Origin of the sequence: Arcobacter denitrificans (SeqCode), from assembly GCF_048571185.1 — a bacterium.
Taxonomy (GTDB): domain Bacteria; phylum Campylobacterota; class Campylobacteria; order Campylobacterales; family Arcobacteraceae; genus Arcobacter; species Arcobacter denitrificans.
Genome location: NZ_CP182350.1, coordinates 1301548 through 1316501 on the forward strand (window position 1 = coordinate 1301548; position 14954 = coordinate 1316501).

Genomic DNA, 14954 nt, shown 5'->3' on the forward strand with positions numbered 1-14954 from the left:
GGTATCCAATCTATTACGTTATCTGTATATAATATGCAAATGCCGTTCCCTTTGACTAATCATTTTAAAATAGTCTGTACGCCTTAAAACTAGAGGTTTTAAGGTAAATAAAGAGATATTAATCGTGGCAACCAACTCCTGTATATGATTGATAAACCTTATTTAATTCAATTCTAATTCTATCCATATCTAAAGGTTTTTCTAAATCTTGGGGCATATCAATGTGGTAAATTGCACCATCTTTTCCAACTAAAAAAAGTGATTTTGTTAGGCAGTTTTCTAAACTTCCATTTATGATTTTTGTTCCATACATATTGGCAAAATCTTCATTGATATCAAAAACCGGAAGTATTTTTTTAAATTTATAATCAAAACTTGTTTTTTTGTTAAAAATCAAATAAGTAAATATTTCAATTTTTGCATCATCCATAAACTCATCAAAAGCTATGATTTCTTCTTTAAAATCTTCAAAATTTGGAAATGATAAAAAAATCTGAATCATTCTATTTGGACTTGCTTTTTTTATAACTAAATTTCTTCCATCTAAATCTTGGGTATCAATATTTTCTGCCATATATCCCACATCAATAAACTCATCAATAAGTTCAAATTCTTCATTTTTATAATTCATTTGTTATCCCATACTTATTGATTTTATAGCCAATTTGTCTAAGTGTTATTCCTAACTCTTTTGCTGCATGTGATTGGTTAAAATTATTTGAAATTAGAGCTTCTTCTATGGCTGTTCTTTCCATCTCTTCCAAACTTTTTTTAGGTAAAACAGTTTGTTGATTTGCTGCAGCAATAGGTTTATTTTCTATTTTACCTCTTTCTAGTGCTGGTAAAAGTAGTTCCATGTCAAGGGCATCTATACCATTTTCATTTCCCATTAATACAATTCTTTCAATTGTATTTTCTAGTTCCCTCACATTCCCTGGCCATGGATAAGCAGCAAGTATTTCCATTGCATCATCTAAAATCTTTACTTTCTTTTTATGATTTTTTATTGCTCGTTCTAAGAAATAGTTCACAAGCTGTTTTATATCATTTCCTCTTTCTCTAAGAGCTGGAAGATCAATAGGAATGACATTTAATCTATAATATAAATCTTCTCTAAATTTACCATCTTTTACCATTTGTTCAAGGTTTCTGTTTGTTGCGGCAACTAGTCTAACATTTACTTTAATTGTTTTACTTCCACCAACTCTTTCAAATTCTCTTTCTTGAAGTACCCGTAAAAGTTTCACTTGTGCTGAGGCAGATATATCACCTATCTCATCTAAAAATAGTGTTCCCCCATCTGCTAGTTCAAATCTTCCTTTTCTTGTCTCTCTGGCATCGGTAAAGGCACCTTTTTCATGACCAAAAAGTTCACTCTCTAATAAAGTATCAGTAATTGCAGCACAATTTAGTTTAATAAATGGTTCATCTTTTCTTTTACTTCTTTTGTGAATGGCAGCGGCTACTAACTCTTTACCTGTACCTGTTTCTCCTCGTACTAAAACAGTAACCTCTGATTGGGCTATTCTTTCTATTACTTTGAATACTTGTTCCATTTTTGGACTATCACCAATGATATCTCCAAAGTTATGAACTTTTGAGTCCCATTCCATTTTATAATATGATTTCAACTCTTCTAATCTTTCTTTCTCTCTGTTAAATAGTTGATAAGAGTAAATTGCTTGTGCAAATATTGAAGCAATAATTGTCAAGATTCTTACACAATCCTCAAATCCTATTTCTGTACTCTTTGTAAGAGCTGCACCTAAAACACCAACTGTCTGATCATCTACTACTAAAGGAACAGCAACATATGAGAGGTCTGAAAAGTCTCTTTTCCCTGATTTGTTTAAAAATAGCGAATCACTATGAATATTTTCTACAACTACAGGTTCTTTGGATTGGGCGGCAATACCAGTTGCCCCTTCTCCAATTTTATATGTTGCTAATTTCTTTTGAATAGCTGTAAGTTCAACAGATGCAAATACTGATAGTAGGTCTTCTTCTAAAACATGTACACTACAATTTGTAAGATTTAGACTATTTTTTAAAATCTTTATGGATTTCTCTAAAGATGTTTTTAAATCATAATGATTTGAGATAACTGCAGAAATCTCATAAAGAGTCGCTAACTCTTTTAGAGTTAGACATGAACCACAGGCTGTCTTATCAAATAACGACATAAAAATCCTTTTTACTATTAGTATAACATGGTGAATATAAATTCACCAATTTTTTTGTATAAAAAATATACAAATTAATCTTAAGCTTTTAGTTTTTTACAAACTTCTTCTTTTGGTAAGTTTTTAGGTCCTGGTTGGATCCACCAAGTCTCTCCATTTGAAAGTTCACACTCTCCACCCCAGTTTTCTTCGGTATTAAACTCAACAGATTCTATTATCTCTTCCATATCTTTTTTTGCAAAATAAAAATATATTTTGCCCTCATTTTCTCTTAACATTACTTTTGCCATTTTCTTCTCCTTTTTTTAATTTAATCCATTCTATTTATAAATAGATTTCTTATTTTTGTAAGTATTGAGTTATCTTCATGTCTTAGTCTAAAGAAACCTTTTTGTATCTCTTTTATTAAAATATGTTTTTCATATTTAGTATCTTCTTTAGCGTAATCTTCCCTAAAGTGAGCCCCACGACTCTCTTTTCTTTTTTTAGCAGCAAGTATAATTGCTTCTGATATTTCAAGGGCATTTCTTAGTTCTAGTATTGAAATTAGTTCTACATTATTTCTTTTTTCTTTATTTATACAATGTAGTGAATATGATTCTCTTCTTAGATATTTAATATAATCAAAGGCTTTTATTAAGCTAGTTTTTGAACGTATTATTCCTACTTTTTTAAACATGGCTTTCCCTAAAGATATCCTAATAGCATTGAAGTTTTTTGATGTTTCTCCATCAAAAATTTTATCTATATTTTGAATGTCTTTTATAACATCATTATAATCAATTGGTAAAAAGTCGTTATATTGAGCATGTTTACTAGCTTTTATTCCTGCTAATACACCAAATACAGTTCCCTCTAAAAGTGAGTTTCCTCCAAGTCTATTTGCACCATGTACACCATTTGCTGCCATTTCTCCACAAACATAAAGTCCTTTTATATTTGTGGCTCCCATATTGGTATCAACTCCACCCATACTGTAGTGAGCTACTGGTTTTATTTTTAACAACTCTTTACTTATATCAATTCCTACTTGATTATATGCAGCGTTAAATAGTGAGGGTAGTTTTTCTTGAATTTTTTCAAGTCCTAAATGTCTTAGGTCTATAAATACTTCTTTATCATTTTGTTGTTGTTCAAGAATTGCTTTTGCAATTTTATCTCTAGTTTCAAGTTCATTGATAAATCTTTGGCCATCACTATTTACTAAATAGCCACCTTCACCCCTTGCAGCTTCAGTTACCAAATAATTTGTTTTTGCTATTCCAGTTGGATGAAACTGCAAGAATTCCATATCTTTTAAAATCATTCCTGCTCTTAAGCAAACAGCTAATAAATCACCAGTATAATCTTGTGCATTTGTTGAGTTTCCTCTAAATATACCCGCATATCCCCCGCCTGCTAATACAACAGATTTTGCTGGGTAAACCAAAACAGAAGAGTCTGATCTTCTTAAACAAACAACACCAGAAACGGAAGTTTTGTATCTTGCTAGATTTAAGACATAAGTATTAACTAAAAATGTAATCCCTAGCTCTTTTGCTTTTTTGATAAGTGCTTGAGTTATGGCAAAACCAGTTTTATCTCCCACATAGCAAGTTCTATTAACAGAACCTCCACCAAAAGGTCTTTGCAATATATTGCCCTCTTTATCTTTATCAAACTCTACACCATAGTCTTGGAGTTTTGCGATGATATCAGAGGCACTTTTACACATATAATTTATGGACTTGATGTCTCCTAATCCTTTAGAAGAGTTAAATGTATCATTGATATGTGAGTTCAATTGGGTAATATTATCTTTATCTAAAACTGCATTTATTCCACCACTTGCCATAGCAGAATTAGATTTGAATATATTTCCTTTAGTAATAACGGCAACACTATTATCAACTTTTTTGGCTTCTATTGCTGCCATAAGCCCAGCAATTCCTCCACCTACAACTACTACATCATAAATCATTACTTATACTCTATACATTAAGTCGTAGTGTGCTCTTGGAGTTGTTTTTAATTGAGTTATTTTTAGATTACTTTTTATATGAATAGGAACTTTTGATGCAAAAAGTGAACTTATTATTCCTGGTGTTGAACGTACAAATTGAAGTGCCAATTGAATATCATTTTCTAGTACCATCTTATTATCTAAAAGGTAACCAGTTTCTGCTTTAAATGATTTTTTAAATAAGTTCATTTGAAGTAATGATGAACTACTAATTACTCCAATTTTTAGTCTATGTGCAGCTTGTAAAAGAGTACACTCTTCACCTTTTACTGTTTGTGTTGGCATAGTATATATGGAAGTTTTTGCGATGTTAAATGGTGTTTGAATATATTTAAAGTGATGATCTTCTCCTCCAACATTAAGTGCTATATTTACTAAATCTTCTAAGTTAATATGCTCACCTGTAGATTTATCACTAAAGCCATTCCAAACAGCAACACCATAGTATTTGATAAAACCCATTGCTACCATTTTTTCAAGTCTTCTAAATATAGTTTCTACTTTTTTTAGAAATTTTTTATATCCAAGTTTTTGTATTTGTATTTCTGGATTATGTAAATAATAGATATCAAACTTATCAATTCCCATATTTTCCAAAGACTTTTTACATGACCACTCTATAAAATCAGCACTTAAACAGTGTTGGTCTAGTTCAATATCTTCTTTAGTAGCTAGTTTTTTATCTATGATATTTTCTTCAATCCAAGTATATGGATTTTTTGGAAATGGATATTCAAGTTGAATAAAACCACCCTTTGAACAAATAATTAGTTCTTCTCTTGTAACTATTTTCTCTTCAAAAAGCTCTTTTAAAGCAATACCAATCTCTTTTTCACTTTGACCATATCTATAATTACTAGCACTATCTATTAGGTTTATACCATTTTTAACAGCCTCTTTTACACCTTCTATATAATGAAAAATATAATTTTCCTCTTTGTAAGGCTCTTTATTAAAAGTTCCAAGACCAAGTTTTGAAAAAATCAGGTCATTACTTTTGATATAAAATTCTTTATAAGTTGAAAACTTTTTTGCAAAATTGTGAGTTGCTTCTAGAGTTGCTTCTGCCATAGATACTTTTTCCTTTTAGATTACCTTTTAAAAAAAGAGTAAAATCGGGAAATTTTACTCTTAAAATTTAACTACAAAAGGTTAGATAATATATATGCAAGAAGTGTTCCGTAGATTTTATGCTTTGTTTTTGTATTTATAATTCGTGTAAAGAATAATTCCAGTAGTGTATAAAATTAGTATAAGAGGTAAAATAAACTTTTCAAGTTCCAAGTGCGATCCTTTTTTAAATATACTAATTAAGTTGCAAGTGCTATTCCTTTTAAGTAAGTTAATAATTTTTTATTTTATTTTTGACTTATCATTGGTGCAAAAGCTTTTGTACTTACTTGTACCATTTGACCAATTTGTAAGTTTTTTGCCTCTTCTTTTCCAACTACTATTTCTACAAGTTGCTGACCAATAGCAATAATTGCTATGAAAATAACATCTACTTTTACAATATCAAGTAATTCTCCCTCAAAAGAGAACTTTTGAGTACCATTTGTTTTTAGTAATACATCTTTTGCCAAACCATCATTTGAAACTTTCCCAAAATTCAAAACAATAACTCTATTTGATAATCTATATATTTCACTTGGATCATGGCTTACCATTATAGTTGTGGTATTAAACTTTTTATGCAAGCTTAGTATCTCACCTTGGAGTTTATTTCTCATTTGTGGATCCAATGCAGATAAAGGTTCATCCATTAGTAAAAGTTTTGGTCTATTCATCATTGCCCTACATAAACTAACTCGCTGTTTTTGACCTCCACTTAGAGTGTTTGGCAATCTTTTTTTTAGTTCACTTAACTCTGTTATTTCCAAAAGTTCATTGGCAAGATTTTTGTCTTTGTTTACATATAAAAGGTTCTCTTCAATACTCATATTAGGAAATAGTGCATAATCTTGGAAGACAAACCCTATTTTTCGTTTTTGTGGTGATATTACATTTTTGTTTTCAAGCCAAACCTCATCTGCAATACTAATATGACCACTTGCAGACTCTAGGCCTGCTAGGATTCTTAATAGTGTAGTTTTCCCACTACCACTTTGTCCAGCAAGGGCTATAAAATCACCCTCATTTATATTTAGATTTACATCTAAATTCATATCTCCATTTGCCCCATGAAGTTTTTTATTGATATCTATTTTTAGCATTAGGCAACTCCACCAAATTTTTTATTAGTTTTACCATTAAAGATATATACACTTAACAGCACTAAAAAACTAATTATGACCATAATAGCACTATAAATATGAGCCTTACTATAATCCATGATTTCAACAAATTCATAAATAGCAACAGAGGCCACTTTTGTATCTCCGGGAATACTTCCTCCTACCATAAGTACAACTCCAAACTCTCCCACTGTATGGGCAAAGGTTACTATTATGGCTGTCATAAGAGCTGGTTTTATATTTGGTAAGGCAACTCTTATCATAGTCTCTAATTTACTTTTTCCACTTATATAACTAGCTTCTAGCATATTTTTATTGATACTTTCAAAGCCACTTTGAAGTGGTTGCATCATAAAAGGAAGTGAATAAAAACAGCTAGCAATTACAAGTCCTGTGAAATTGAAAACAAGTTTTATACCAAAGATCTCTTCAAAAAATGCTCCAATGGGAGAGTTAATAGAGAGTGCCCATAAAATATAAAACCCTAAAACTGAAGGGGGAAGAACTATAGGAAGTGCTGTTATAGCTTCAAGTATTGGCTTGAATTTTGATTTTGTTTGTGATAAATACCAAGAAAAAGGCAAAGATATAACAAACAAAATCAAAGTAGTAATAAAGGCCAATTTAAATGATAATAAGAAAGGGGTATATTCCAATGTCATAAGTGTTTCAATCATTTATCACCTCATATATTGATAGGTCACTAGCTTTTATTAAAACTGTAACTTCATCATCTTTTTTTAAATCCATTTTAGAAGAGCTAGATTGTGTAATAATTGATTCTAAAATTATCTCTTTTATTTTTAGAGAAATTGAACTTAAAAGTTTTCCATTGTCTACTTCTTCTACTTTTGCTTTGAATTGATTGGAGAAGCTTAGCATTCCTTCAAAGTTTTTTGCCACTAAGATATTTGTAGATTTGACTATCAATATTACCTTTTGACCAACTTTTATATTCTCGTTTAAATCCAAACTCATCATCTTAAGACTTGTTCCTAAAAAGTCAAACTGTACAATATTTAGATTATCAATATTGTCTATTTGAGATATGATTGCTTCTATTTTATTCATGGTACTAAGTATCCAAACTCTTTAAATATTTTTTTTGCATTTTCACTTAAGATGAAGTCATAAAATGCTTTTACTTCTTTATTATCTTTTGCATTTTTTAGTATAACTATTCCCTGATTGATTGGAGTATAGAGTTTTGCTTCTACTTCTGTCCAATTAATCCCTTTTTTATACATACTCATCTTTAGACTATATAAAGATGACTTGGCAATAAACCCAATTTCTGTGGCTGTTAATGTGTAGGTAACAGCTTGTGAGATTGACTCTGCATATACTAGTTTTTTTACAGTATTATCATATATTTTTGCATTTTTCATAGCTTCTACGGCTGCTTTCCCATATGGTGCAGTTTTGGGATTGGCAATTGCTACTTTTTCTATTGAGCTATCCTTTGCAAGCATTATTCCCTTTGCAAAGTCAATCTCTTTTGCACTTAAGATAGCTAAACTTCCTTGTGCATAAATCACTGGCTTTGTGATAGCAATCTTGTCATTAAATAAAGCTTCAGGATATTTCATATTTGCTGACATAAATAAATTGTATGGAGCACCATTTTTTATTTGAGCAGTTAATTTTCCACTACTTCCTAAAGTTACATTTATTTTTGTATGGGGATTTGTTTTATTGAATTCTTTTATTAAATCATTTATTGTATAGCTAACATTTGCAGCAACTGCAATATTGATATTTCCAGCATAGATTGAATTTGTTATAAATAATGAAATAAATAATAGTTTTTTTATCATCTGTTTTCCTTATTTGCCTATCATAGTATCTGAAGATTTTATAATAGCACTCATTTTATCTCCAACTTTTATATCTAAAGATTTTACTGCATCTGTTGTGATTACAGAGGCAATTGTATCTCCACCAATATCAAGAATTACTTCAGAGTTTACTTCCCCTGTTGTTACCTTGATTACTTCTCCTTGAAATTTGTTTCTTGCACTAATATTTAGTGTTAAATCTGCTGTCAATAAAACTGAACTTGATTTAAATATTGCTATTACTTCATCTTCATTTTTTAATGATAAAGAATCTACTGCACTATTTGTAATCACACTTACAATTGAATAGCCACTTTTAAGTTTTATAAAAACACAGGAGTTTATTTTTCCTTGTTCTATATGCTCAATTTTGCCTTGGATTTGATTTCTTGCACTTATTTGCATAGCCACCCTTTGGATAGATTTTAAGGCTCCAGTGTTAAAGTCAGTCATCTTTGTCAAATGTGTTAAAAACTTCTGATGTTCTTTTTGTAGTAAGGTATAAGTAGAAAGAAGGTTTTGACCATATGTGGTGAGTTTTGCCCCGCCTCCACCTTTTCCACCTGTTTCTTTTACAACAATAGGTGTAGGACAGAGGTTATTGATAGCGGTGATAGCGTCCCATGCAGCTTTATAACTCATGGGAACCTCTTTGGCTGCTTTGCTTATTGATCCTACTCTATCAATAGCTGTTAAGAGTTGTATTCTTTTTTCTAATAAAAAAGTTGTATCAGAGTTTAACAAAGTTAATGATGAATGAAATTCCAAAAAAGTTCCTTGTATACTAAGATATATAACGATATCCATAAAAATATGAAAATTAATAAATAAGATGCAAAAAGTGTACCGTTATATAGTTTAATATATAATGAGTCACTTCTCTTTTATAATCTTTCTTAAAACATATTCTAAAATACCGTTGTTTTTATAATATTCTACCTCTATATTTGTATCAAGACGGCATAAAGCTTGAAACTCTATTACACGTCCATCTGTTTTATATGCTTTTACTTGTAGAATAGCTCTAGGTATTACTTTATCTATTCCAATAACATCTATTGTTTCACTTCCATCTAATTCTAAAAGCTCCCAGCTTGTATTTATAAACTGTAAAGGTAAGACACCCATACCAACAAGATTACTTCTATGAATCCTTTCAAAACTTTCTGCTATGACTGCTTTTACCCCTAAAAGAGATGTTCCTTTTGCTGCCCAATCCCTTGAGCTTCCTGTACCGTACTCTTTGCCTGCTAAGATAATACTTGGAGTATTCTCTTGTTTGTATCGTATGGCAATATTGTATAGATAATCCTCTTCTTCATTTGGCATATATTTTGATAAACCACCCTCTTTGGAATTTACTAGATTGTTTTTTATTCGAACATTACCAAAAGTTCCTCTCATCATCACTTCATGGTTTCCCCTTCTTGAACCATAAGAGTTAAACTCATCAAGCTCTATGCCTTTTTCTTGCAAATACTCTCCTGCTGGATACTCAGGTGGAATCGCTCCTGCGGGGGAGATGTGATCAGTAGTTACTGTATCCTCAAACATTGCTAATATTTTTGCTTTTTTTATATCTTTCTTTTCTGTTTTTTCTAAAAAGAAGCTATCAAAAAATGGTGCTTTTTTGATATAAGTTGATTCTTCAATCCAGTTATAAGTATCTGATTTAACTACTGGTAGATTTTTCCAATTTTTATCTCCTTGTAGAATTTGTGAATATCTTTTTTGATACTGTTCATTGGTAACATGTTTGTTAATTAGTTCCAACACTTCATTGTTTTGAGGCCATAAATCTTTCATATAAATGGGTTTTCCAGCTCTATTTATGGCAATTGGGTCATTATATAAATCAATATCAACACTTCCTGCAATGGCATAAATCATTACTAGCATAGGTGACATCAGATAATTCTGTCTTACATAAGGGTGAATACGCGCTTCAAAATTCCTATTTCCAGAAAGAACAGAAGCAACAGATAGTTTATTTTCAATAATTGCATCATTGATTGGCTTTTTTAGTGGTCCTGAGTTTCCAATACAAGTAGTACATCCATAGGCTGTAAGATTAAATCCTAATTTATCTAAATATTTATCAAGTCCTGAGCTTTTTAAATAATCTGTCACAACTTTAGACCCTGGTGCTAAACTTGTTTTTACATATGGTTTTATAGATAGACCAAGTTCTACTGCTTTTTTTGCAATAAGGCCTGCTCCTAACATTACAAAGGGATTTGAAGTATTTGTACAGCTAGTAATTGCAGCGATTACTATATCGCTTTGTTTTAAAGTTATTGTCTCTTTATCTAGTTTTATATCTACAGATTTGTCACTTTGTGCTTCCTCTTTTGTAACCTTTTGAAGTTGGTCTAAAAATAGATGCTGATGTGGCTTTTTAGGACCTGCAATACTTGGTTTTACAGTAGAAAGGTCAAGTTCTATAATATCTGTATATTCAGGCTCCTGTGCTTCATCATAAAAAAGCATATTCATTTTTGTATAGTTTTCTACAAACTGTGCTTGTTCTGCTCTATTGGTTTGTCTCATATATCGCAAGGTTTCATCATCTACTGGAAAAAAAGCCATAGTTGAGCCAAACTCTGGAGACATATTAGAGATAGTTGCACGATCTGGTAAGGTTAAAGATTTTAGACCTGGCCCATATACTTCAACAAACTTTTCTACTACTTTATATTCTCGTAATATCTTTGTGATAGCTAATACAACATCAGTTCCTGTAATCCCTTCTGTTATCTCTTTAGTTAAACGAAGTCCAATCACTTCAGGTATTGGCATATAATAAGGTTGCCCTAACATCACAGCTTCAGCTTCAATTCCACCAACTCCCCAGCCCATCACACCAATGGCATTGATCATTGTTGTATGGGAGTCAGTTCCAACCAAAGTATCGCAAAAAGCTACTTTCTCTCCATCTTTTTCATCTTTTTGGACGATTTGCCCTAAATACTCTAGATTTACTTGGTGACAAATCCCAGAACGAGGAGGAACAATACGAAGATTGTCAAAACTTGCTTGTGCCCATTTTAATACAGAGTATCTTTCCCCATTTCGTTTATACTCCATCTGTACATTTTTATCTAAACTATCTTCTGTTGCATTAAAATCTACTTGCACAGAGTGATCTACAATAAGGTCAACTGGCACCAAAGGATTGATAAAAGATGCAGGTTTACCCTCTTTTTCAATAGCATCTCTCATAGAAGCTAAATCAACAATGGAAGGAATTCCTGTAAAGTCTTGCATAATTACTCGTGCAGGATGATAGGGAATCTCGTATGGAGATTCATATGTTTTTTTCCAAGATGCAAGCTCTTTTATATCCTCTTGTGTAATCATTTCTTGGTCAAAATTTCTAAGTAGGTTTTCTAATAAGACACGGATTGAATAAGGAAGCTTATTTATTTGTGATAAATTTGAGTTTTGAAGTTTTTTTAAATCATAATAGCTATATGTATCACCAGTAAACTCAAAGTGGCTTTTAAACTCTTCTTTTATCATAGGGAACCCTTTTTTAAAGATGAATTATAAAATTATATTTAAATTGGCTGATGATAATTTTAAGAGTATAGATTAAATAAAAAAAACCAAGAACCGAAGTCCTTGGTTTAATATGATTTGAAATAGTGTTAGACTATCTTACTGAATCAAAGAAATAATCTGTTTCAGCAATATCTTTAGTCTCTTCATCTAATTGGTCTAAGATACCATTAGTAATCCAAGTTAAAAGATTAATAGCTCCTTCATAACCACTCATAGAGTATCTATGTAAGTGATGTCTATCAAAAATTGGGAAACCAATTCTGATAAGTGGAGTTTTTGTATCTCTATAAAGTTCTTTACCATAAACATTACCAATCATAAAATCAACTGGCTCTGTGAATAATAACGATCTTAATGCCCATAAATCTTTACCTGGCCAAATGTTACATTCGTCAGATCTATTTGACTTATCTAAGATTGCTCTCATTTGGGCTTCCCAATTTTTTCTAGGAGCATTATGACAAACAACGTGAGTTGGGATTGCACCCATTTCAACTAAGAAAGAAACCATTCCTAATAAGAAATCAGGATCTCCCCAGATTGCAATTTTTTTACCATGCATATATGGGTAAGAATCTTGCATTGCATCAACAAGTTTTGCTCTTTGTTGTTTTAACTCTTCAGGAACTTCTTTACCAGTTAATTCTGATAATTTCATAACAAATTCATCTGTACCACTTAAACCAATTGGATTACAAGTTTCGTAAGTTTGTTTCCATTTGTTTTTAATAGTTTTAGCAGTTGCAATAGAAGAATATTTTTGTAAAGATATAGTTGCTTTTGCATTAATTGAAGTCTTAAGGTCTTCAATTTTTGTTCCACCAGCGTATAATTTATATTCACCAGCACCTGTATCCCATTGTTCTTCATGGTCACCTAACATTACAATTTTGTCACCGAACATTTTAGATATTTTTTTAATCTCTTTTAAAGAACCTAAATATGGTTCAAATCCAGGGATAATATTAATTCTTTCTTCATCAACAGTACCTTTTTCAGTACTAACTTGCTCTAAGATAGATTTCATCATATTATCATAACCTGTAATATGAGAACCTACAAATGAAGGAGTATGTGCATTAGGAATGATAACATCGTCTAATTCACCCTCAGCATCTTCTTTAGCTCCAAGAATAAAAGCACCAAGGTCATCCCCGATAACTTCTGCCATACAAGTAGTAGATACAGCAATCATATCTGGCTTATAAAGTGCATTACAGTTTCTTAAACCATCTTTCATATTTGATAATCCACCAAATACTGCTGCTGATTCACTCATAGAATCAGAAACACATGGAGTTGGTTCTTTAAAATGTCTTGTAAAATAAGTTCTAAAGTATGAAACACACCCATGAGAACCATGTACATAAGGCATAGTATTTTCAAAACCAAGACCAGCCATAACAGCACCTAATGGTTGACAAGCTTTAGCAGGGTTAACAGTAATTGCTTCTCTTGCCAAGTTTTTTTCTCTATAATCCCATGATTTAGTCCATTCTTGGATTTCATCAACTTTTGCTGGATTAATTGAACCCATTGAACCTTCAAATTCTTTTTTGTTATTTAAAACTTCTTGATATTCAGGTTTTAAAAACAGTTTTTGTCCGTTTACTATATTATCTAAATCTTGCATATTACGCTCCCTCTACTTCTTTGTCCCATGGAGCTGTAGTATGATCCCATACAGGAGAATTCATAGCCAAATCCATATCTTTTGCAAAAATTGCAAATGCATCATACCCATGGTATGGACCACTGTAATCCCAAGAGTGCATTTGTCTAAATGGCAGTCCCATTTTTTGGAATACATATTTCTCTTTAACCCCAGCTGCAACTAAGTCAGGTCTTAATTGTTTAACAAACTCTTCTAACTCATACTCATTTGCATCATCATAAATAAGTGTTGATCTTTCTAAGTCTTCTTTAGTTCTTTTATAATCATCACCATGTCCAAACTCATAACCAGTACCAATAACTTCCATTCCTAAGTCTTCATAAGCACCAATAACGTGTCTTGGTCTTAATCCACCAACATAAAGCATAACTTTTTTACCCTCTAACATTGGTCTATATTTAGCAATAACAGCATCTGTCATAGCAGTATATTTAGCAATAGTAGCTTCAGTTTTTGCTTGAACTGTTTCATCAAAGAATGAAGCAATTTTTCTTAAACTCTCAGTAGTTTTACTAGGTCCAAAGAAGTTATATTCCATCCAAGGTATACCAAACTCTTGCTCCATATGTCTAGAAATATAGTTCATAGATCTATAACAGTGAAGTAGGTTTAATTTTGCTTTTGGAGCAATTGCTAACTCTTTATAAGTAGCATCACCAGACCATTGTGCAATAACTCTTAATCCCATTTCTTCTAAGATTAATCTTGTTGACCAAGCATCACCACCGATATTATAATCACCGATAATTGCAACGTCATAAGGAGTTGTTTCGAAATCTTTTCTATGTGATGTATCTGGCATAACGTGATCTCTAATCATGTCATTTGCAATGTGGTGACCAAGAGATTGAGAAACCCCTCTAAACCCTTCACATGATACAGCAACAGTTTGATGACCTGTCTCTTTTTTATGAACTTTAGCTACTGCTTGAATATCATCACCGATTAGACCGATTGGACATTCTGATTGAATTGAAACACCATTGTTTAATGGGAATAATTCATCAATTTCTTCTAACGCTTTTTTAAGTTTTTTATCTCCACCAAATACGATATCTTTTTCATTGAAGTCAGTTGAGAAATTCATAGTAACAAATGTATCAATACCTGTTGTTCCTATATAATAATTTCTTCTTCCACCTCTTGAATATTGCCCACAACCTATTGGTCCATGAGAAATATGAATCATATCTTTAATTGGTCCCCAAACAACACCTTTAGATCCTGCATATGCACAACCTCTTTGAGACATTACTCCTGGTACAGTTTGTTTGTTACTTCTTGTAGTATCACAAGAACCTTTTACACCCTCTGGATTATCAACTCCAAGGTGCTTTGCTCTATTTTTTTTAGCTTTTGCTGGATAAGCTTCTAGTACATCAGCAATCGCTTGCTTTTGAATACTTTCTAATGTTTCTGGTCCCATAATTTTTTCCTTATAAATTGTCCCAATTTTTA

At 31.5% G+C, this 14954-nt stretch carries 13 protein-coding genes; all 13 read right to left on the reverse strand.

Features of this window, described 5'->3' with window-relative positions; all coding sequences use genetic code 11:
* Positions 1-118: 118 nt before the first annotated feature.
* Positions 119-631, reverse strand: a complete 513-nt coding sequence (locus tag ACNI28_RS06505) for a hypothetical protein (protein ID WP_419766406.1) — start codon at positions 629-631, stop codon at positions 119-121.
* Positions 621-2183, reverse strand: a complete 1563-nt coding sequence (locus ACNI28_RS06510; RefSeq protein ID WP_419766407.1) for a sigma-54 interaction domain-containing protein — start codon at positions 2181-2183, stop codon at positions 621-623. Before ACNI28_RS06510 ends, ACNI28_RS06505 begins: the two co-directional genes overlap by 11 nt.
* 80 nt (positions 2184-2263) lie before the next feature.
* Positions 2264-2473: a putative nitrogen fixation protein NifT gene (gene nifT / locus ACNI28_RS06515; RefSeq protein WP_419766408.1), complete on the reverse strand. Its 210-nt coding sequence runs from the start codon at positions 2471-2473 to the stop codon at positions 2264-2266.
* A 20-nt stretch (positions 2474-2493) separates the two neighbouring features.
* Complete coding sequence (locus ACNI28_RS06520; RefSeq protein WP_419766409.1) at positions 2494-4143, reverse strand: L-aspartate oxidase; 1650 nt, start codon at positions 4141-4143, stop codon at positions 2494-2496.
* Positions 4144-4146: 3 nt separating this feature from the next.
* Entirely contained in the window at positions 4147-5256 is a 1110-nt protein-coding gene (locus ACNI28_RS06525; protein WP_419766410.1) for an aldo/keto reductase, read from the reverse strand.
* Between the two features lie 287 nt (positions 5257-5543).
* A complete protein-coding gene (locus ACNI28_RS06530) occupies positions 5544-6398 on the reverse strand; it encodes an ABC transporter ATP-binding protein (protein ID WP_419766411.1) in 855 nt (284 codons plus the stop codon).
* Positions 6398-7096, reverse strand: coding sequence for a molybdate ABC transporter permease subunit (gene modB / locus ACNI28_RS06535; protein WP_419766412.1), 699 nt, complete (start codon positions 7094-7096; stop codon positions 6398-6400). The genes ACNI28_RS06530 and modB overlap by 1 nt, the downstream gene beginning before the upstream one ends.
* Positions 7089-7490, reverse strand: a complete 402-nt coding sequence (locus ACNI28_RS06540) for a TOBE domain-containing protein (protein ID WP_419766413.1) — start codon at positions 7488-7490, stop codon at positions 7089-7091. Before ACNI28_RS06540 ends, modB begins: the two co-directional genes overlap by 8 nt.
* Complete coding sequence (gene modA, locus ACNI28_RS06545; protein ID WP_419766414.1) at positions 7487-8236, reverse strand: molybdate ABC transporter substrate-binding protein; 750 nt, start codon at positions 8234-8236, stop codon at positions 7487-7489. The genes ACNI28_RS06540 and modA overlap by 4 nt, the downstream gene beginning before the upstream one ends.
* A 9-nt stretch (positions 8237-8245) precedes the next feature.
* Positions 8246-9025: a TOBE domain-containing protein gene (locus tag ACNI28_RS06550; protein WP_419766415.1), complete on the reverse strand. Its 780-nt coding sequence runs from the start codon at positions 9023-9025 to the stop codon at positions 8246-8248.
* Positions 9026-9130: 105 nt separating this feature from the next.
* Entirely contained in the window at positions 9131-11779 is a 2649-nt protein-coding gene (gene acnA, locus ACNI28_RS06555) for an aconitate hydratase AcnA (RefSeq protein ID WP_419766416.1), read from the reverse strand.
* Positions 11780-11912: 133 nt separating this feature from the next.
* On the reverse strand, positions 11913-13454 hold the full coding sequence (gene nifK, locus ACNI28_RS06560) for a nitrogenase molybdenum-iron protein subunit beta (protein WP_419766417.1): 1542 nt from the start codon (positions 13452-13454) through the stop codon (positions 11913-11915).
* A gap of 1 nt (position 13455) precedes the next feature.
* Entirely contained in the window at positions 13456-14922 is a 1467-nt protein-coding gene (nifD, locus tag ACNI28_RS06565) for a nitrogenase molybdenum-iron protein alpha chain (RefSeq protein ID WP_419766418.1), read from the reverse strand.
* Between the last annotated feature and the right edge of the window lie 32 nt (positions 14923-14954).